Annotated in this window: 16 protein-coding genes; 10 read left to right on the top strand and 6 right to left on the bottom strand. The window is 65.0% G+C overall.

What is annotated here, in order from left to right; genetic code table 11:
- Window positions 1-4: 4 nt before the first annotated feature.
- Window positions 5-2,314: a thiamine pyrophosphate-dependent enzyme gene (locus tag ACK5JE_RS11065; protein ID WP_416801761.1), complete on the bottom strand. Its 2,310-nt coding sequence runs from the start codon at window positions 2,312-2,314 to the stop codon at window positions 5-7.
- A gap of 162 nt (window positions 2,315-2,476) precedes the next feature.
- On the opposite strand from ACK5JE_RS11065, the gene ACK5JE_RS11060 reads away from it, so the two are divergent.
- On the top strand, window positions 2,477-2,998 hold the full coding sequence (locus tag ACK5JE_RS11060; protein WP_416801760.1) for a MarR family winged helix-turn-helix transcriptional regulator: 522 nt from the start codon (window positions 2,477-2,479) through the stop codon (window positions 2,996-2,998).
- Here the strand turns inward: ACK5JE_RS11060 and ACK5JE_RS11055 are convergent.
- The 3 genes from ACK5JE_RS11055 to dacB form a co-directional block, all read right to left on the bottom strand.
- Window positions 2,984-3,454 carry a MarR family winged helix-turn-helix transcriptional regulator gene (locus ACK5JE_RS11055; protein ID WP_416801759.1) on the bottom strand — a complete coding sequence of 157 codons (471 nt, stop codon included), beginning with the start codon at window positions 3,452-3,454 and terminating at the stop codon, window positions 2,984-2,986. The genes ACK5JE_RS11060 and ACK5JE_RS11055 overlap by 15 nt on opposite strands.
- Before the next feature lie 4 nt (window positions 3,455-3,458).
- Window positions 3,459-5,069 carry an AMP-binding protein gene (locus ACK5JE_RS11050; RefSeq protein WP_416801758.1) on the bottom strand — a complete coding sequence of 537 codons (1,611 nt, stop codon included), beginning with the start codon at window positions 5,067-5,069 and terminating at the stop codon, window positions 3,459-3,461.
- Between the two features lie 107 nt (window positions 5,070-5,176).
- A complete protein-coding gene (gene dacB, locus ACK5JE_RS11045; RefSeq protein ID WP_416801757.1) occupies window positions 5,177-6,643 on the bottom strand; it encodes a D-alanyl-D-alanine carboxypeptidase/D-alanyl-D-alanine-endopeptidase in 1,467 nt (488 codons plus the stop codon).
- Window positions 6,644-6,809: 166 nt separating this feature from the next.
- Between dacB and queA the strand changes: the two genes are divergently transcribed.
- From queA to ACK5JE_RS11015, 6 genes are all read left to right on the top strand, one after another.
- Window positions 6,810-7,886, top strand: coding sequence for a tRNA preQ1(34) S-adenosylmethionine ribosyltransferase-isomerase QueA (queA, locus tag ACK5JE_RS11040; RefSeq protein WP_416801756.1), 1,077 nt, complete (start codon window positions 6,810-6,812; stop codon window positions 7,884-7,886).
- Window positions 7,883-9,019, top strand: coding sequence for a tRNA guanosine(34) transglycosylase Tgt (gene tgt / locus ACK5JE_RS11035; protein ID WP_416801755.1), 1,137 nt, complete (start codon window positions 7,883-7,885; stop codon window positions 9,017-9,019). The genes queA and tgt overlap by 4 nt, the downstream gene beginning before the upstream one ends.
- A gap of 115 nt (window positions 9,020-9,134) precedes the next feature.
- The gene (gene yajC, locus ACK5JE_RS11030) at window positions 9,135-9,476 is read left to right on the top strand and encodes a preprotein translocase subunit YajC (protein WP_416801754.1); all 342 of its coding nucleotides are present in this window, start codon (window positions 9,135-9,137) and stop codon (window positions 9,474-9,476) included.
- Between the two features lie 64 nt (window positions 9,477-9,540).
- The gene (gene secD, locus ACK5JE_RS11025) at window positions 9,541-11,412 is read left to right on the top strand and encodes a protein translocase subunit SecD (protein WP_416801753.1); all 1,872 of its coding nucleotides are present in this window, start codon (window positions 9,541-9,543) and stop codon (window positions 11,410-11,412) included.
- Window positions 11,413-11,458: 46 nt separating this feature from the next.
- The gene (gene secF / locus ACK5JE_RS11020; protein ID WP_416801752.1) at window positions 11,459-12,394 is read left to right on the top strand and encodes a protein translocase subunit SecF; all 936 of its coding nucleotides are present in this window, start codon (window positions 11,459-11,461) and stop codon (window positions 12,392-12,394) included.
- A 288-nt stretch (window positions 12,395-12,682) separates the two neighbouring features.
- A complete protein-coding gene (locus ACK5JE_RS11015; RefSeq protein ID WP_416801751.1) occupies window positions 12,683-13,396 on the top strand; it encodes a transposase domain-containing protein in 714 nt (237 codons plus the stop codon).
- Window positions 13,397-13,449: 53 nt separating this feature from the next.
- Here ACK5JE_RS11015 and ACK5JE_RS11010 read toward each other — a convergent pair whose 3' ends face one another.
- Window positions 13,450-13,797 (bottom strand): c-type cytochrome, encoded by a 348-nt coding sequence (locus ACK5JE_RS11010; protein ID WP_416801750.1) that lies wholly within the window; start codon window positions 13,795-13,797, stop codon window positions 13,450-13,452.
- Window positions 13,798-13,809: 12 nt separating this feature from the next.
- On the bottom strand, window positions 13,810-15,042 hold the full coding sequence (locus tag ACK5JE_RS11005) for a sulfite oxidase (protein ID WP_416801749.1): 1,233 nt from the start codon (window positions 15,040-15,042) through the stop codon (window positions 13,810-13,812).
- A 258-nt stretch (window positions 15,043-15,300) separates the two neighbouring features.
- Here ACK5JE_RS11005 and miaB point away from each other — a divergent pair, with 258 nt between their 5' ends.
- The 3 genes from miaB to ybeY are packed head-to-tail and all read left to right on the top strand — an operon-like array spanning window position 15,301 to window position 18,279.
- The gene (gene miaB / locus ACK5JE_RS11000) at window positions 15,301-16,773 is read left to right on the top strand and encodes a tRNA (N6-isopentenyl adenosine(37)-C2)-methylthiotransferase MiaB (protein WP_416801748.1); all 1,473 of its coding nucleotides are present in this window, start codon (window positions 15,301-15,303) and stop codon (window positions 16,771-16,773) included.
- A complete protein-coding gene (locus ACK5JE_RS10995; RefSeq protein WP_416801747.1) occupies window positions 16,770-17,813 on the top strand; it encodes a PhoH family protein in 1,044 nt (347 codons plus the stop codon). The genes miaB and ACK5JE_RS10995 overlap by 4 nt, the downstream gene beginning before the upstream one ends.
- The gene (gene ybeY / locus ACK5JE_RS10990; RefSeq protein ID WP_416801746.1) at window positions 17,803-18,279 is read left to right on the top strand and encodes an rRNA maturation RNase YbeY; all 477 of its coding nucleotides are present in this window, start codon (window positions 17,803-17,805) and stop codon (window positions 18,277-18,279) included. Before ACK5JE_RS10995 ends, ybeY begins: the two co-directional genes overlap by 11 nt.
- Window positions 18,280-18,329 lie beyond the last annotated feature (50 nt).

The following is an 18,329-nucleotide window of genomic DNA, read 5'->3' as shown; positions in this document are numbered from 1 at the left end:
AGCCCTAGAAGGCATGCCGATCGCGGCGGCGGGCCAGGCCGCGCTGCAACCAGGCAATGATTGCCCCCCGCATGCGGGACTTCCATTTGTCCCACCCGGTCGGGTTGTTGATGATGCTGGCCTTGTAGAAAGACGGGCACAAGACCGCGGCATGCGCGACCTCGCCGCAATGGCCGCAGCCCACACAGGAGTCTTCCACCGCCGTGATGGGTTCCTGGCGCAACGGATCGGGATTGTCCTTGATGGTCAGCGACGGGCAGCCCGACAGACGGATACAGGAATGATCGCCCGTGCACGTATCGGGATCGACGCCGAAGCGCTCACGCACGACACGCTGGCCCTCGGCGATAGCCTTGCGCCGCTGCGGTTTCTCGCGCCGCTGGCGGTTGAGCATGCATTCGCTCTGGGCGATCAGGACCTTGGGGCCTTTCGACACCGTGGTGAGCGCTTCGCGCAAAGCGGCCGTCATGGCCTTGGTGTCGTACGTGCGCCGGATGGTGCGCACCCATTTCACCCCCACCCCGCGCACCGCCTCTTCGATCTCGTGACCCGTGCTGCGGCTGGGATTGACGGTATTGTGCGTGGAGAGCAGGTCCTGACCGCCGGTGGCCGCGGTGTAGTTGTTGTCCACGATGATGGTCAGGTTGTCGCTCTGATTGAACACCGAGTTGGCCACGCCGCTGGTCAGACCGTTATGCCAGAATCCGCCATCGCCCATGATGGCAATGGCGCGTCGATTGGCGGGCGCGCTGCCGGTCGCCACATTCAGGGCCGAGGCGCTCGCGCTGCCCAGGCCATAGCCCATGGTGGTATTGCCCAGGCCAAAGGGCGGCAGGATGGAAAAGAGCTGGCAGCCGATGTCGGCGCTGATATGGTGGGATCCCAGTTCGCGTTCGACCAGCCGGATGGCGGAAAAAATAGGCCGCTCGGGGCATCCCGTGCACAACCCGGGCGGCCGCGGATAGACGGTCTCGCTCAAGGGCGGCAGGACGTCCTCCTCGCGCTCGCCGGCCGCTGACGCCACGGCGGCCATCTCCGTCGCAGCCGCCGTCTCTGCCACGGCGGCCATCTCTGTCGCAACGGCCGTCTCTGTTGCAACAGCCGCTTGCGCCGCAACTTCCGTCTCCGCTCCGATGGCCGCCGCCATCTGGAGCGGCTGAACCTCGGCGGCGGCTCCCGGCACATCCCATCCGTACTGCGCCAGAAAGGCGCCAATCCCGGCATGCACGGCGGCGGTCGTGTACTCGCCCGCCACCGGCAGCACGTCCTTGCCATGCAATTGAATATCCAGGCGCCGCTGGAGCACGATCGAGGCGACATTCTGCTCGATGAAATTCGGCTGGCCTTCTTCGACCACCAGCAGCGCCTTCTTGTCCTGACTGAAACGTTCGAATTCCTCATCCACCAGGGGATAGGCCACGTTCATCACATACAGCGGAATCTTTGATTCGCCATGCACATCGGCCAGTCCCAGCCGCTGCAGCGCCCGGATCACGGTGTTGTAGAGTCCGCCTTGCAGAGCGATACCCACATCGGCCGCCTTTTCAGAGAAAAATTCATTGAGCTGGTGCTCTTGAATGAAACGCACGGCCGCGGGCCAACGATCTTCGATCTTTTCCTTTTCATGAAGGAAGCTGGCCGGAGGCAGCACGATCCGGTTGACATCGCGCACGGGGTTTTCCAGCGCATCACGCACGGAAAACGCCGGGGCGCGATTGTCGGACGCGATGAACTGACCGTGCAGATGGCAGGAGCGGATACGCACTTGCAGCATCACGGGCGTGTGACTGGCCTCCGACAGATCGAAACCATCCTTGACCGCCTGCACCATGCAGGGCAGGTTCGGCCGCGGGTCCAGCAGCCAGATCTGGGATTTCATGGCGAACGCATGACTGCGTTCCTGCATGATCGAAGAGCCCTCGCCGTAGTCTTCGCCCACGATCACGAGCGCGCCGCCCGTCACACCGCCTGAGGACAGGTTCGCCAGCGCGTCAGACGCGACGTTGGTGCCGACCGTGGCCTTGAATGTCACTGCACCGCGCAAGGGGTAATTCACCGAAGCCGACAGTGTCGCGGCGGCCGTCGCCTCGCTGGCGCTGTTCTCGAAACGAACGCCGTATTCGGCCAGGATATCCTGCGCATCCGCGAGCACGTCCATCAGATGCGAAATGGGCGAGCCCTGGTAGCCCGCCACGTAGGCGACGCCGGATTCCAGAAGCGCCTTGGTGATGGCGAGAATCCCCTCGCCTCGAAAGACTTCTCCTGCCGACAATCTCAGCTTCTTGACTTCGGCGACAAATGAACGCTCAGCCATTGTCTCGCTCCAGAATCATGGATTGGCCCTCTCCAGGGGCGGCTCTCGGGGGAATTATAGTTTATAAATAAACTTATCCATTATCATGATTTACCCTAAGACCATGGCAAACCCGCCACGGGAAGGCATAGAATTGAGGCCGTCTTCGATGATAGGAATCCAATGCCACACACCACGGAACCCAGCTTACCTGCCGTCCCCCGCTTCGTCGACAGTTACCTGCCCGCCCTGCTGGCGCTGTCGAGCCAGCTCATCTCGGGAGAGTTCCACAAGGTCGTCCGTGAACACGGCTTTTCGGTGTCCGAATGGCGCGTGATGGCCTCCCTGGCCAATGACAGTCTCATCAGCATCGGCGATCTGGCCCAGATCACCGTCATCAAGCAGCCCACGGTCACCCGGCTCCTGGATCGGATGGAATCCAAGGGTCAGATCCAGCGGCTGCCCCACCCGAGCGACCGGCGTATCACGCTGGTGCGCATCACGCCCCAGGGGGCGCGGACGATCGAACACCTGATCGAACTGGCGCGCGAACACGAAAACCGCGTTCTGGCGCCCTTCGGACTTGCCCGGGCCGAGGAATTGAAAAAGACGCTGCGCCAGATCATCGAACTGCATTCGACCCTGCCGGACAGGGCCGAGGTTGTGGACAAGGAACACGACCTGCCCGACTCAGTGATCGGATAGGTTCGTGAACATGCGCTTGAGCATCTTCATCAGACGATCCAGCTCGTCCGGGTCCAGGCCCTGGTAGCCGCGCACGAAAATCTTGTGGGTGGCATCCTCGATCCGGGCGGCCAGTTCTTCGCCCGCGGGCGTGATCAGGACATCCGTCACGCGCGCGTCCTCCTCGTTCGTGCGCATCTCGATCAGCCCGGCCTCGCGCATCCGTTGCAGGATGCGCGACAGCGTCGAGGGCTTGATGACCACATGCATCGCCAGCACTGAAACGCTGACGATACCGTGCTGGCGCAGGACGATCAGGACGCGCCGCTGGGGAATGCCGGTTTTCAGGCGCTTGAGCACCCGCTCGAGCTCGAGCGTGTAGATCGCGTGAAGACGAACCAGCCAATAGAACGGGAATTCATCGTAATGAAAGTTCCTGCCTTCGGGGATGAAGCGTTGCGGGTCGCTGTCTGCCATGAGCTCAATCCGGTTCATGCAGCCTGAAACGCTGCAGCTTGCCGGTCTGGGTGCGAGGCAGCACATCCACGAACTGCACCGCGCGCGGATACTTGTAGGGGGCGACCGTCGCTTTCACGAAGTCCTGCAGCGTCTTGATCATCGCCGCATCCCGGGCATGGCCGGAACGCAGGACGACAAAGGCCTTGACGATCTGTCCCCGGCCCTCGTCGGCCACGCCGATCACGGCGCATTCCGCCACGGCGGGATGCTGCATCAGGGCCTCCTCGACCTCGGGCGCGGCAATGTTGTAGCCCGAAGAGATGATCATGTCATCCGTGCGCGCCTGATAGAAAAAGTAGCCATCGGCATCCATCAGGTAGGCGTCCCCGGTCAGGTTCCAGCCATCCCGCACATAGTCCTTCTGGCGCGAATCGGCCAGATAGCGGCAACCCGTGGGCCCCTGCACGGCCAGTTTTCCGATCGTGCCGGGAGGCACCTCGCGGCCCGCGTCATCCACCACCTTGGCGCGGTAGCCGGGCACCGGCCTGCCCGTAGCGCCGGGACGGGCGCTGGCTTCATCATGCGAAATGAAGATGTGCAGCATTTCGGTCGCGCCGATGCCATCGATGATCTCGATGCCCGTGGCCGCTTTCCACAAGGCCCGCGTGGCCGCCGGCAACGCCTCCCCGGCCGACACGCACTTGCGCAACGCGGTCCGGCGCAGCTCGGCATCGTGCGCCGCCAGCGCCCGGTACGAGGTCGGCGCGGTAAACACCACCGTGGCGCCGAACTCGCGAATGCCCTCGAGCAGTTGCGGCGGGCTGGCCTTTTCCAGCAGCGCCACAGACGCGCCCGCGCGCAAGGGGAACAGCAGCAATCCCCCCAGACCAAAGGTAAAGGCCAGCGGCGGGCTGCCAATGAACACATCGTCGGCCGTGGGCCGCAAGATGTGCCTGGGCCAGCAGTCGCAGACCGCCATCACATCACGATGAAAATGCATAGTGGCCTTGGGCACGCCCGTCGTCCCGGACGTAAAGCCCAGGATGCAGGTGTCGTCGGCGGCGGTCTCGACGTTCTCGAATTCAGCCGGCATCCGCGCCATGGCGGCTTCCAGCCCGTCCGGGCCGTCCTGCTTGAAATACCGCAGTTGCCGCAATCCGGGAGACACCTGCCTGGCCAGCTCCATTTCCTCGACCAGCGAGGCATCGCACAGGGCATGCGTGACCTGGCCGATTTCCAGCACGGCCTTCAGCTCCTTGGCCCGCAACAGCGGCATCGTCACCACGGCAATTCCCCCGGCCTTGATGACCGCAAACCAGCAGGCCGCCAGCATGGGGTTGTTGGGCGCGCGCAGCAGCACCCGATTGCCCGGCACCAGCCCCATATCCTGCACCAGGACATGAGCGATGCGATTGGCCCGCGCCTGCAGATCGGCATAGGTCCAGGCAATGCCGGGCGCGAGGAGGCAGGGTCGCCCGCCGCGCCCCTCCGCGACATGGCGGTCGAGCAGTTCGGTGGCGCAGTTCAGGCGCTCCGGAAACCGGAGCTCGGGCAAGTCAAACAGAAATTCGGGCTGTTGCTCGGGCGGTGGCAGATTGTCACGGGCGAAGGTATCCAGGTGCGCGGTATACATGCCAGCCTCCTTTCCTTTAGTTGCGATTAATTTAGAAATAAACTAAGCAGCTGTCAATCACAAGGGCGCACCGGCCCCGCGCGGAAATCCGGCGGCGAAAACTCCGCTCAACGCGCGGCAAGCCATTCGACGACGGCATCGTCGAACCGACGCACGGCGGTCGCGTTCGGATCATTGACCAGACTGACCAGGATGTAGCGCTTGCCACTGACGCCGCGCACGTACCCGGCCAGGGCGCGGGAATCCCGCAAGGTCCCGGTCTTCAGGTGCGCCTGGCCGCGAGTCTCCTCGGACCGCAGACGGCGACGGACGGTCCCGTCCACCCCGGAGATCGCCAGCGAAGAGACGAATTCCGGCATCAACGGCGAACGCCAGGCCACATCGAGCATCTGCGCCAGACCCCGCGCCGTGATCCGGCCCTGTCGCGACAGCCCCGAGCCGTTGTCCAGCGTCCAGCCCGCCGTGTCCACGCCCTGGTCGTTCAATAGCTGCCTGACGGCCCGGCCGCCGCCCTCCGGCGTGGCGCCCGGGCCATTGATTTCGGCGCCCAGCGTCAACAGGGTCATGCGCGCCATGACGTTGTTGCTGTACTTGTTGATCTGACGGATCACATCGGCCAACGGCGGCGAATCGTGCCAGACCAGTGGCTCGCCGCGCGAGGGCGCGCGGCCACTGCGGATACCGCGCGACAACGTCCCGCCCAGCTCACGCCAGAACAGCCGGAACAGGGCCTCGAAATGGTCGCCCTGGCCGCCTGCCAGACGGTACACGCTGAATTCGCCGCATCCGCCCACGGCCTTGCCCGAAACCCGGATGACGGACTGGCCGCCCTCGGACTGCACCTGGGCCGACACGGAGGGCGAGCCCTTGCAGATGCCGTCCAGCCAGTCGATCCGGCCTTCGACGCGCACGTTGCGGGTCGGCGGGTCGAGCAGGGGAATCCACTGCTGCGCCCTGGCGTCGGGCATGAACACCACCCGGGTCGCGCCAAACCCCACCATCATCGCGTCCGGACTGGCGTTATAGGGACGGTCGGGAGCGTCGTCAAAATCCCCTGGGTCGATGGCCACGTTGCCGAAACGGCTGCGATCCACGACGACCTCGGACAGGTTCTTCACCCCACGCAGGCGCAGTTCGCGCAACATGTTCCAGAGGTCCTCCTGGCGGAACCAGGGGTCTCCGGCCGCCTGGACATAGAGCGGCCCCTGCAATGAGCCCTGCCCATCGACCCGGGCGCCCGGGTCGGACAGAAAGCGGGTGCGCCAGACATATTCCGGTCCCAGCGCCGACAGCGCGCTCCAGGTCGTCACGGTCTTCATCACCGAGGCGGGATTGCGCGGCTCGTCGGCCTGAACCCGGGCGATGACCGGGCCGCCGGCCTCGCGGATTTCCAGCGAAAGCGCCGACGACGGCAGTTTTGTGTCCTTCCAGGCCTGCTGCAACTCGGGCGGCAGGGCCTGCGCGCCGAGCCCCGGCGACACGCCGACGAGCAGGCACGCGGCCAGGCCAGCGCCCAGGCGCTGCTTCCACCGCAGTTGCCACGCACTCCGCCCAATCCGTCCCGTCGGTCGCATGCCATCACCTGACAAAAACACCAGCATAATCCAAAGTGTCCATGGCGGGCGGCGGCGGACGCCAAAGACGGCGGCTGACGGCGATACGGTCCAACAGACTAAAATACCCCGCTTTCTTTCCTGATCCTTGCCTTCCCGGCGCGCCTTCGCAGGCGGCCGGCTCCCCGTGACTGATTCTCTCGATATTTCCCAGTTCGACTACGACCTGCCCCCTGAACTGATCGCCCAGCACCCCGCCGAACGGCGCGATGCCAGCCGGCTGCTGCACCTGGACAGCGGCAGCAGCCTGCACGACCGGCAGTTCATCGACCTGCCCGGCCTGCTGCGGGCCGGCGACCTGCTGGTCTTCAACGATACCCGCGTCATCAAGGCCCGGCTGCATGGCCGCAAGGACAGCGGCGGCCAGGTCGAAGTCCTGGTCGAGCGGATCACTGAGCCCCACCGCGCCCTGGCACACATCAGGGCCAGCAAATCGCCCCGCCCCGGCACGCGGCTGACGCTGGTCGACGGCGCTTTCGAGGTCGAAGTCCTGGGGCGACAGGATGCGCTGTTCGAGCTGGCCTTTCCGACCTCCGTGCTGACCTTGCTGGAACGCCACGGCAGCGTCCCCCTGCCCCCCTATATCACGCACGGCGCCGACGCAGAGGACGAGGCCCGCTACCAGACCATCTACGCCGACAAACCGGGCGCCGTCGCCGCGCCGACCGCCGGTCTGCATTTCGACCAGACCATGCTCGACCGGCTGGCGGCCCAGGGCGTGGAGCGGGCCTTCGTCACCCTGCATGTCGGGGCAGGCACCTTTCAGCCGGTGCGCGTGGCGCGCATCAGTGAACACGTCATGCATGCCGAGCGGTACGTCGTGCCGGCCGAGACGCTGCGCAAGATCCGCGAAGCCCGCGCCCGGGGCGGCCGCGTGATCGCCGTGGGCACCACCAGTGTGCGCTCGCTCGAAGCCGCGGCCCATGACGGCGACGGCCAGCAGACCTGCGAGGGCGACACCCGGCTGTTCATCACACCCGGCTATCGATTCTCGAATGTCGATGCCCTGATCACCAATTTCCATCTGCCGCAATCGACGCTGCTGATGCTGGTCTCCGCCCTGGCGGGCATGGACCCGATCCGCCGCGCCTATGCCCACGCCGTGCAATCCCGCTACCGATTCTTCAGTTACGGCGATGCCATGTTCATCGAGGCCGCCCGGAACCTCGCCCCCACCGTCTCGCCCCGGACCCCGACACCATGACCGGACTCCAATTCGAACTGCTGCATACCGATGGCGCCGCCCGGCGCGGCCGACTGACGCTGAACCACGGCATCGTCCAGACACCGATCTTCATGCCCGTGGGCACCTATGGCAGCGTCAAGGCCATGCTGCCGCACGAACTGGACGACGCCGGCGCCCAGATCGTGCTGGGCAATACTTTCCATTTGTGGCTGCGCCCCGGCACCGACATTCTGGACCGCCATGGCGGCCTGCATGGATTCATGCAATGGAACCGTCCGATTCTGACCGATTCGGGGGGGTTCCAGGTCTTCAGCCTGGACGGCATGCGCAAGATCACGGAGGAAGGCGTGCGTTTCGCATCGCCCATCGACGGATCGAGGCTGTTCCTGACACCCGAGGAGTCCATGCGCATTCAGCGCAGCCTGAACTCCGACATCGCCATGGTGCTGGATGAGTGCACCCCTTACCGCATCGACGACCGCCCCGCCACCCACGAGGAGGCCGCCACCTCGATGCGCATGTCGCTGCGCTGGGCGCGCCGCTCGCGTCAGGCCTTTCTGGAGGTGGGCAACCCCAACGCCCTGTTCGGCATCATCCAGGGCGGCATGTACGAAGATCTGCGCGATGAATCCCTGAACGGGCTGACGCAGATCGGTTTCGAGGGCTACGCCATCGGCGGCCTGTCGGTCGGCGAGCCCAAGAAAGACATGATGCGCGTGCTGACCCACGTCGCCCCGCGCATGCCAGCCAACGCGCCACGCTACCTGATGGGCGTGGGCACGCCCGAGGATCTGGTCGAGGGCGTGAGCCGGGGGGTGGACATGTTCGACTGCGTCATGCCCACCCGCAACGCGCGCAACGGCTGGCTGTTCACGCGCTACGGCGACCTGAAGATCCGCAATGCCTGCTACCGCGACGATACCCGGCCGCTGGACCCGACATGCGGCTGCCACACCTGCCGGCATTTTTCACGCGCCTACCTGCACCACCTGCAGCGCGCCGGCGAAATCTCGGGCGCCCGCCTCAACACCCTGCACAACCTGCATTTCTACCTGCATCTGATGGAAGACATGCGCGCGGCCATCGAACAGAACCGCTTCGAGTCCTGGCGCGAGGCATTCGCCCGGGATCGGGCGCGCGGCATCGAATAAAGAGGGAAACGCGGCCAAACGGATATCCCGCTACAATCAAAAGTTAATTTCACGCACGAGCCACATCCCGTCCGGCCCGTGCCCGTCCTTTTTTACCGACCCAGCAGGAGCCTTCATGTCCCTTGTCGACACCCTGACCCTGATTCCAGCCCAAGCCGCTGGCGAACCGAACGCGCTGATGAGCATGCTGCCCATCATCCTGATGTTCGTCATCCTGTACTTCCTGATGATCCGTCCGCAGATGAAGCGTCAGAAAGAGCACAAGAAAATGGTCGAGGCCCTGGCCAAGGGCGACGAGGTCATCATGTCGGGCGGGATGCTGGGCAAGATCAGCAAAGTCAGCGACAACTACCTGACCATCGAGATCGCCCAGTCGGGCGACAAGGCTGTGGAAACGATCGTGCAGCGCAGCGCCGTGACCACCGTGCTGCCCAAGGGCACGATCAAGTCGCTCTGATCCATCCGGCGGGCGCCGCACCGGCGGCGCCTCGTCTCTCAAGATCCGCCTTACCTGATCGATCATGAACCGTTACCCCCTCTGGAAATACCTCATCGTTCTGGCCGCCGTCCTGATCGGCGTGCTCTACACGCTGCCCAACCTCTACGGTGAGTCGCCGGCAGTCCAGATCGCCGGGGCCAAGACGGCCGTCAAGATCGATCAGAACACCCTCACCCGGGCCGAACAGGTTCTGAACCAGGCCGGGCTGCAGCCCACGGCCGGTTCCTTCGAGATGAACGGTCCGGTCGGCACGGTGCGGCTGCGTTTCGACTCCCCCGACACGCAACTCAAGGCCAAGGACCAGCTCGAAAAGGCCCTCAACCCGGACCCGCAGAATCCCGACTACACGGTCGCCCTGAATCTGATGTCGTCCTCGCCGAACTGGCTGACGTCCCTGGGCGCCAATCCCATGTATCTGGGCCTCGATCTGCGCGGCGGCGTGCACTTCCTGCTGCAGGTGGACATGCAGGGCGCCCTGACCAGCCGCTACGACTCGATGGCCGGCGAGGCCCGCACCACCCTGCGCGACGCCAAACTCGAAGCCGGAGGCGTCGAGCGCAACCAGCAATCGATCCGTGCGACCTTCTCCTCCCAGGAAAATCGTGATGCTGCCGTCGATGTGCTGCGCCGCACGATGCCCGAGATGGTCTTCACGACCGGCAAATCCGGCGATGAATGGCTCGTCGAAGGTACGCTCAGCCCGGCCTCCGTCACCCAGGTTCAGGACAACGCCCTGAAACAGAACATCCAGACGCTGCACAACCGGATCAACGAGCTCGGCGTCGCCGAACCCGTGATCCAGCAGCAGGGCGGCGACCGCATCGTGGTCCAGCTTCCCGGCGTCCAGGACGTGGCCAAGGCCAAGGACATCCTGGGTCGCACCGCCACCCTGGAAATCCATATGGTGGACGATTCGCCCACCGCCACGGCCGCCCTGGCCTCGGGCCGCGTGCCCTTCGGTCTGGTGCGCTACACCGATCGCGATGGCCGCCCCATGTTGCTGCGCCGCCAGGTGATCCTGACGGGCGAAAACCTGCAGGACGCCCAGCCCGGCCGCGACCAGCAAACCCAGCAACCCACCGTCAACCTGACGCTGGACTCCAAGGGCGCGCGCATTTTCCGCGACGTGACGCGGGACAACATCGGCAAGCGCATGGCCATCGTGCTGTTCGAGAACGGCAAGGGCGAGGTCGTCACCGCCCCGGTGATCCGCACCGAAATCCCCGGCGGCCAGGTCCAGATCTCGGGCAGCATGAACGCCCAGGAAGCCGCCGATGTGGCGCTGCTGCTGCGCGCCGGCTCGCTCGCCGCGCCGATGCGCATCATCGAGGAACGCACCATCGGCCCCAGCCTGGGCGCCGCCAACATCAAACAGGGCTTCGACTCGACGCTGTACGGCTTTACTGCCATCGCGATCTTCATCATCCTGTACTACCACCTGTTCGGCCTGTTCTCCACCCTGGGCCTGAGCTTCAACGTGCTGCTGCTGCTGGCCGTGCTGTCGATGCTGCAGGCGACGCTGACGCTGCCCGGTATCGCCGCCATTGCCCTGACGCTGGGGATGGCCATCGACGCCAACGTCCTGATCAACGAGCGCATCCGGGAGGAACTGCGCGCCGGACTGCCGCCACAACAGGCCATCCACCTCGGTTTCGACCGCGCCTGGGCAACGATCTTCGACTCCAACCTGACCAGCCTGATCGTGGGCCTGGCCCTGCTGACTTTCGGCTCCGGGCCGGTGCGCGGCTTTGCGGTGGTGCATTGCATCGGCATCCTGACCTCGATGTTCTCATCGGTGGTCGGCGTGCGCGCCCTGGCGAACCTGTGGTACGGCCGCAAGCGCAAACTCAAGTCGATCTCCATCGGCCAGATCTGGAAACCCAAGCAGGACTGACGGACCTCGACGCCGAGACCGTCCACTTCGCACCCCAGGACACATCATGGAATTTTTCCGCATCCATCGCACCATCCCGTTCATGCGGCATGCGCTGATCCTGAACATCATCAGCCTGCTGACCTTTCTGGCCGCCGTCTTCTTCATCGCCACCCGGGGCTTTCACCTGTCGATCGAATTCACCGGCGGCACGGTGATGGAGGTCCACTACCAGCAGTCCGCGCCCGTGGGTGAAATCCGCACGGCCATCGACGCGCTGGGCTATACGGACTTCCAGGTGCAGAACTTCGGCACCTCGCAGGATGTGATGATCCGCCTGCCGGTGCGTCCCGACGAGGACACCGCGACCCAGAGCCGCACGGTGCTGTCGGCGCTGCAGGCACAGAATGCGGGCGTCGAACTGCGCCGGGTCGAATTCGTGGGACCGCAGGTCGGCCAGGAGCTGCTGCACAACGGCCTGATGGCGCTGCTGTTCGTGGTGGCGGGCATCATGGCGTACCTGGCCATCCGCTTCGAATGGAAACTGGCCGCCTCATGCGCGCTGGCCAACCTGCACGACGTGGTGATCATCCTGGGATTCTTCGCGTTCTTCCAGTGGGAATTCTCACTGTCGGTGCTGGCCGGGGTGCTGGCGGTCCTGGGCTATTCGGTCAACGAGTCGGTGGTGGTGATGGACCGGATCCGCGAGAACTTCCGCAAGCAGCGCAAGGCCTCGGTGCGGGAAATCATCAATGCATCGATCACGCAGAACATCTCCCGGACCGTGATCACGCACGCCTCGACGCAGATGATGGTACTGTCGATGTTCTTCTTCGGCGGACCGACGCTGCATAACTTCTCGCTGGCCCTGACGATCGGGATCTGGTTCGGGATCTACTCGTCGGTGTTCGTGGCCGCCGCCTTGGCCATGTGGATGGGCATCAAGCGCGAAGACCTGGTCAAGCAGGTCAAGAAGGATGGGCCGGAAGTGGAACTCGGGTAAATCCGTTTCCTTTCCGTCTGATTCCAGGGCCGGCGTCTTCAGACAGTCGGCCCTGTCTTTTTGGATTCTTGATCCGCACGCGGCGACGGGCGGTTCCCCTCCGCCCTGTTCGGCGGTCCTCCCTGCGGTCGGACTGCCCGGCCCTTCCTCGTCCGGCCGGGCGGCGGGCGAACTCGCCGCTGCGCGGCTCAGACACACCCGCCGAATTCCCTCGGCCTCCCTTCGGAAGCCGCCGGCGCCTCACGCGGTTGTCGGAGAACCACCCGCCACCGCGCGCTCCGTCAGGACATGATCAGCCTCATCGCCATAGGGGCCGAGGCGGCTGAGGCATTGGACTGCCCGCTTGATAAGGTGCGCGAGGTGTTGAGCGAACACGACCGACACAGCCAGCGCCAACGGGGCCTGCCTCATGAGATGCTGGTGTACTACGTGATGTGCCTTTGCCTATACCGGCAAACCGCCTACGAGGAGGTGCTGCATATCGTGATTGAGGGATTGCGCCGCATCTATGGCGCGGAGATCCGCGATGTGGTGATCACCAAGGGGGCGATCTCCACGGCGCGCGCCCGCGTAGGGGCGCAAGTGTTCGAGACCCTGTACCGCTCACAGGTTCATCGAGCGCGCGACAGCCAGGTGCTGCCCGTGCATGAGGTGCTGGCCGATGGCTCCTATCTGAGCAAGCTGTATGAATCGCCCAAGGCAAGGCGGTGCAATGAGGGCACTGTCGTGCGCGTCATCGAGTACCGGCTCGGCGACGGTGGTCAGCACCATCGGCTTGTGACCAATTGGCTCGAAGCCGATCAGGCGCCCGCCGCCGAGCTGGCCGCGTTGTATCACCGACGCTGGCGCATTGAGGTGGCCATCGGTGAGATCAAGACCCAGTTGGCCGGTGGGATGGCGCTGCGCAGCAAGAAGGCTGAACTCGCGCGCCAGCGATCAATCCCAGGGGAGTCAAGCGCAAGATGTCGAACTTTCCTCTGCGGATACGTGGCGCCCCGCTGAATCGACATACTCGTTTTGACGTCCAAATTGTTTTTAATTAGGCAGCATTGGGGCTAGCGCGGATGCGTGGCCCAGACCACGTAATCCGCCACGGCCTCGCGCTGTTCCCGGGTCAGGGTTTCAGCGAAGGACGGCATGGCGCCGCCGCCGTCCCGCAGCGCCGCCAGCACCTGGTCGCGGTCGGGCTGTAGTTCATCCAGATTCGGCCCGATGGGTCCCGTGGCTTGCGCGTCCTCCAGCGTGTGACAGACCGCGCAGGCGGGGACCGCGTTCTTCTGGAACAGGGCGCGGCCCTCCTCCAGCCGCGCCACATCGGGCGCGCCGGCGAACGCAGCGCCGCAGGCCGCCAGACCCAGCGCGCCGCAGAGCGCGGCGAGGCCCGGCCAGGCCTTCAAGCTCATCGACCCGCGCACTCAGACCACCTCCAGTTCGACGCTGTGATCCAGCCAGCTATTGTTGTTGTAGCCCCGGTTGTTTTCCCGCCGTTCCTTGGGCTGGGTATCGCCCTTGTCATTGGTCGCCCGCGTGGCAATCATGTACTTGCCCGGTTTCAGATCCACCGAAAGCGCGAAATTGCGCCAGGCGTAACGTCCCATGTCCGGTCCGAACCAGTCCGCCGCCCGCCAGGTCTGGCCACCGTCGATCGAGACTTCCACCCCCTTGAGCGCATGGAATCCGCCCAGGGCAACACCCGTCAGGAACACGCGACCCGCTGGATGCGACTTGCCCGGTTGATAAGGCGAGGTGATCCAGGAATTGACCGGCATTTCCCAGATCGAAGGATATTTGTCGGAACCTTTTTCACCCACCGGATAGAAGCGATAACTGCTCTGCTGAATCTTGGCGGGCGACTGCCCCGCCGTGAAAGCGAGGTGCCGGATGTACTTGACGTGATTGACCCCCATGTAGCCGGGAATGATCATGCGCAACGGCCCACCATGCGCCAGCGGCAATGCCGCACCATTCAATTCCCAGGCCAGGATCGCGTCCTCCATCGCCTCGAGCGGCACGGAACGCTCCACCTTCACGGTGTTGGGGTCCAGACCTTCCGGGAGGACCTCGCCGCCCGTGCTGGTCATGTATTTCATGCCATCCGCCACTCCCCCCAGGGCCTTCACGACATCCTTCACCGGCACGCCGGCAAACACGACACAGCCTGCCGCGCCGACTGTCCATTGTGTTCCGCTGGGCTTGTGCGGAAACCAGGCCCGGCCATTGCCCGAGCATTGCAGCACCATGGTGACGGCCGTCAGCCCCAGGCGCTTGAGTTCCGCCACAGTCAGATTGCCAGGCTTGGCCACTCCGGAAACCTCCAGCGACCAGACATCCGGATCCCGCACGATGTCGGCCGATGGCGGTGTCAGATTGTTGCGCACGTACAGGCGCTCGCGGGGGGTGATCGTGCTGTTGCCAAATGCATCGCGCCGCAACTCGATGGTATTGGCGCTATGCACGATCATGGCGTCCGCGTCTTTCCAGGCCGCATAGTCTGGCAGCGCCTTGCCGCCGCCGGCCGCCTTGGCGGGCGGGTCCTGACGAACCCCGTCAGCCAGCGCAACCACCGGCAACCCTGCCAGCGCCGCCAGCCCGCCACCGACAGTCAGGGCGCGCCGCCGCCCGGGATTGATGAGATATCGATTGGTCATGTCTGATCTCCCTGGTTAGACCGGCCAGCCATCCCGCACGAGCAGGCATCGCCACCGGCGCAAATCTTCTGTTCTTGTTGCTTCTGATATTTTTTTATAACCCATGCTCTATTGTCCCTACAACCATCATGGAATTGAATCAGCCATGATCCATGGGCGCATTCATCATGGGGCAGCGTCCTGTTCATGACAGGCCGCAGTACAATGCGGGGTTTCAGAACTTCGCCCCCGGGATATAAACCCGTCACGGCACCCGTCATGCAAGAAACCACCCTGCGCCGCCCCGGCGCCGCGCCTGCGGACCCCGCAGCCGCCCCTGCCTCCAATCCCCTGTCGGACCAGACCCTGGCCGCCCTGCTGCGGCCCGTGGAACCTGGTCGCACGAAAAAACTGTTCATCCGCACCTTTGGCTGCCAGATGAACGAATACGACTCCGAGAAAATGGCCGATGTGCTGCACGCGGCCAAGGGCGTGGAACTGACGCAGACGCCGGAGGATGCCGACATCATCCTGTTCAACACCTGTTCGGTGCGCGAGAAGGCCCAGGAAAAAGTCTTTTCGGATCTCGGCCGGGTGCAGCACCTGAAACGCAGCAATCCCGATCTGGTGATCGGCGTGGGCGGCTGCGTGGCCAGCCAGGAAGGCGAGGCCATCGTGCGTCGCGCGCCCTATGTGGACGTGGTCTTTGGCCCCCAGACCCTGCACCGGCTGCCGGAGCTCATCGACCGGCGTCGCGCCACCGGCCAGTCGCAAGTGGACATTTCCTTTCCCGAGATCGAGAAGTTCGACGCCATGCCTCCCGCCCGCATCGACGGGCCCTCGGCCTTCGTCTCCATCATGGAAGGCTGCAGCAAATACTGCAGCTTCTGTGTCGTGCCCTACACCCGGGGCGCGGAGGTCTCGCGGCCGTTCGACGATGTGCTGGTCGAAATCGCCGATCTGGCCGACCAGGGCGTGCACGAAGTCACGCTGCTGGGCCAGAACGTCAATGCCTACCGAGGACCGGCCGGAGACCACGGCGAGATCGCCGACTTCGCCATGCTGCTGGACTATGTGCACGAGATCCCCGGCATCGAACGGATCCGCTACACGACCTCTCATCCCAAGGAAATGACCGCGCGGCTGATCGAGGCTCACGGCCGGCTGCCCAAGCTCGTTCCCTTCCTGCACCTGCCGGTCCAGGCCGGCAGCGACCGGGTGCTGGCGGCGATGAAGCGCGGCTACACGGCGCTGGAATACAAGTCCATCATCCGCCGTCTGCGCGCCGCGCGCCCCGACATGACACTGTCCTCGGACTTCATCGTCGGCTTTCCCGGCGAGACTGAGGCCGACTTCCAGAAAACGCTGGACCTGGTGCGCCATGTCGGTTTCGATCAGTCGTTTTCTTTCGTCTATTCGCGCCGCCCCGGCACGCCGGCCGCCGACCTGACCGATACCACCCCCGAGGCCGAAAAACTCGACCGCCTGTATCGCCTTCAGGCCCTGATCAACGACCAGGCCGCCGCCATCAGCCAGTCGATGGTCGGCGGCGCCCAGCGTCTGCTGGTCGAAGGCCCCTCGAAAAAGGATCCCAGCGACATGAAAGGCCGGACGGAAAACAACCGCATCGTCAACTTCGCCGGCCAGCCGCGGCTGATCGGCCAGATGGTCGATGTGCGCATCACCGCCGCCCTGGCCAATACCCTGCGCGGCGAGATCCTGATGCAGGACACGATGCGGGAGCGCGCATGATGGCTCCCCGCCACGCCGCCGGCACGACATCGGCGCCCTCCGGGCACACCCCAACAAAGGCCCGCCCGCTCACGCTCCAGCTGGAGGCGGACAACATCCACCTGGCCAACCTGTGCGGCCCGCTGGACGAGAATCTGCGCCAGATCGCCCAGGCCTACGGGGTGGAGATCGGCCGACGCGGCAACCGTTACACCCTGCGGGGCGCCCAGGCACGTTCGGCCGCCCGGGCGCTGCGCTGGTTTCACAAACGCGCCGCCCAGGCCCCGCTGTCCCTGGATGCGCTGCAACTCGGGCTGGTCGAGCTGGGGGCCCGCTCCGGCGCAGCCGCCGACGGCACCCCGGCGCTGCCCGAACTGCCCCCGGTGGACGACGCCAGCCTGAACCTGCGCACCCGCAAGACCGATCTGCGTCCGCGCACTCCGCGCCAGCGCGACTATCTGAATGCCATCCTGAAACACGACGTGACTTTCGGCGTGGGGCCTGCGGGGACCGGCAAGACGTGGCTGGCGGTGGCCTGCGCCATCGACGCGCTGGAACGTGAATCCGTGTCCCGCCTGGTGCTGACGCGTCCCGCCGTGGAAGCCGGTGAGCGCCTGGGCTTTCTGCCCGGCGACCTGGTCCAGAAAGTCGATCCCTATCTGCGGCCGCTGTACGACGCCCTGTACGACCTGCTGGGCTTCGAGCGCACCCAGCGCCTGTTCGAGAAACAGACCATCGAGATCGCCCCGCTGGCCTACATGCGCGGCCGCACACTGAACCATGCCTTCATCATCCTCGACGAGGCGCAGAACACCACGCCGGAACAGATGAAAATGTTCCTGACGCGCATCGGTTTCGGCAGCAAGGCCGTCATCAACGGGGACCCCTCCCAGGTGGACCTGCCCAAAGGTCACCGGAGCGGCCTGCTGCATGCCCTGGATGTGCTCGATGGCGTGCCGGGCATTGCCCAGACCCGTTTCACCAGCCAGGACGTGGTGCGCCACCCGCTGGTGGGCCGGATCGTCGATGCGTATGAACGGGCCGGCGACCATGTCTCCTGATTTCTTCCTGGCGATCCAGTACGCGACCGAGGCGCCAGCGCTGCCCCGCTGGCGCCTGCGGCGCTGGGTCACACGCGCGCTCGCCGCCGCCCTGGCGCCCCCCGACCCGCGCGCCGGCAGTCCGGTGGCCCTGACCCTGCGCATCGTCGATGCCGAAGAAGGCCGCGCCCTGAACGCCGCCTGGCGTGGACGGGATGCCGCCACCAATGTGCTGACTTTTGAATACGGCGCGGATCCGAGCGGTCTGATCCTGGGCGATATCGTGCTCTGTCTGCCGGTTCTGACGCGGGAGGCCGCCGAACAAGGCAAGCCCCTGCTGCACCATGCCGCCCACCTGGTCACCCACGGCGTGCTGCACGCCCTGGGGTACGACCACACCGAACCCGACGAGGCCGAACGCATGGAAGCGCTCGAAACCCGCATTCTGGCGGCTCAGGGCATTGCCGATCCCTACCGGAGCGCATGACCCGGCCGATTCCACTGCAAACGCACCCGGCGGCGGCAGGCCTCTCGCGA

This window comes from Castellaniella sp. (assembly GCF_047971665.1).
Taxonomy (GTDB): domain Bacteria; phylum Pseudomonadota; class Gammaproteobacteria; order Burkholderiales; family Burkholderiaceae_B; genus Castellaniella.
The sequence above is the reverse complement of the archived record's forward strand: the minus strand, read 5'-3'. Positions and strand labels throughout refer to the sequence as shown.

Excerpts from the sequence above, each read along its gene's own strand:
- ACK5JE_RS11015 (WP_416801751.1), top strand. The coding sequence starts at position 12,683 with ATGATCAGCCTCATCGCCATAGGGGCCGAGGCGGCTGAGGCATTGGAC.
- ACK5JE_RS11010 (WP_416801750.1), bottom strand. The coding sequence starts at position 13,797 with ATGAGCTTGAAGGCCTGGCCGGGCCTCGCCGCGCTCTGCGGCGCGCTG.
- secD (WP_416801753.1), top strand. The coding sequence starts at position 9,541 with ATGAACCGTTACCCCCTCTGGAAATACCTCATCGTTCTGGCCGCCGTC.
- ACK5JE_RS11055 (WP_416801759.1), bottom strand. The coding sequence starts at position 3,454 with ATGGCAGACAGCGACCCGCAACGCTTCATCCCCGAAGGCAGGAACTTT.
- yajC (WP_416801754.1), top strand. The coding sequence starts at position 9,135 with ATGTCCCTTGTCGACACCCTGACCCTGATTCCAGCCCAAGCCGCTGGC.
- miaB (WP_416801748.1), top strand. The coding sequence starts at position 15,301 with ATGCAAGAAACCACCCTGCGCCGCCCCGGCGCCGCGCCTGCGGACCCC.
- ACK5JE_RS10995 (WP_416801747.1), top strand. The coding sequence starts at position 16,770 with ATGATGGCTCCCCGCCACGCCGCCGGCACGACATCGGCGCCCTCCGGG.
- ACK5JE_RS11065 (WP_416801761.1), bottom strand. The coding sequence starts at position 2,314 with ATGGCTGAGCGTTCATTTGTCGCCGAAGTCAAGAAGCTGAGATTGTCG.
- ACK5JE_RS11060 (WP_416801760.1), top strand. The coding sequence starts at position 2,477 with ATGCCACACACCACGGAACCCAGCTTACCTGCCGTCCCCCGCTTCGTC.
- ACK5JE_RS11005 (WP_416801749.1), bottom strand. The coding sequence starts at position 15,042 with ATGACCAATCGATATCTCATCAATCCCGGGCGGCGGCGCGCCCTGACT.
- secF (WP_416801752.1), top strand. The coding sequence starts at position 11,459 with ATGGAATTTTTCCGCATCCATCGCACCATCCCGTTCATGCGGCATGCG.
- ybeY (WP_416801746.1), top strand. The coding sequence starts at position 17,803 with ATGTCTCCTGATTTCTTCCTGGCGATCCAGTACGCGACCGAGGCGCCA.
- tgt (WP_416801755.1), top strand. The coding sequence starts at position 7,883 with ATGACCGGACTCCAATTCGAACTGCTGCATACCGATGGCGCCGCCCGG.
- ACK5JE_RS11050 (WP_416801758.1), bottom strand. The coding sequence starts at position 5,069 with ATGTATACCGCGCACCTGGATACCTTCGCCCGTGACAATCTGCCACCG.
- dacB (WP_416801757.1), bottom strand. The coding sequence starts at position 6,643 with ATGCGACCGACGGGACGGATTGGGCGGAGTGCGTGGCAACTGCGGTGG.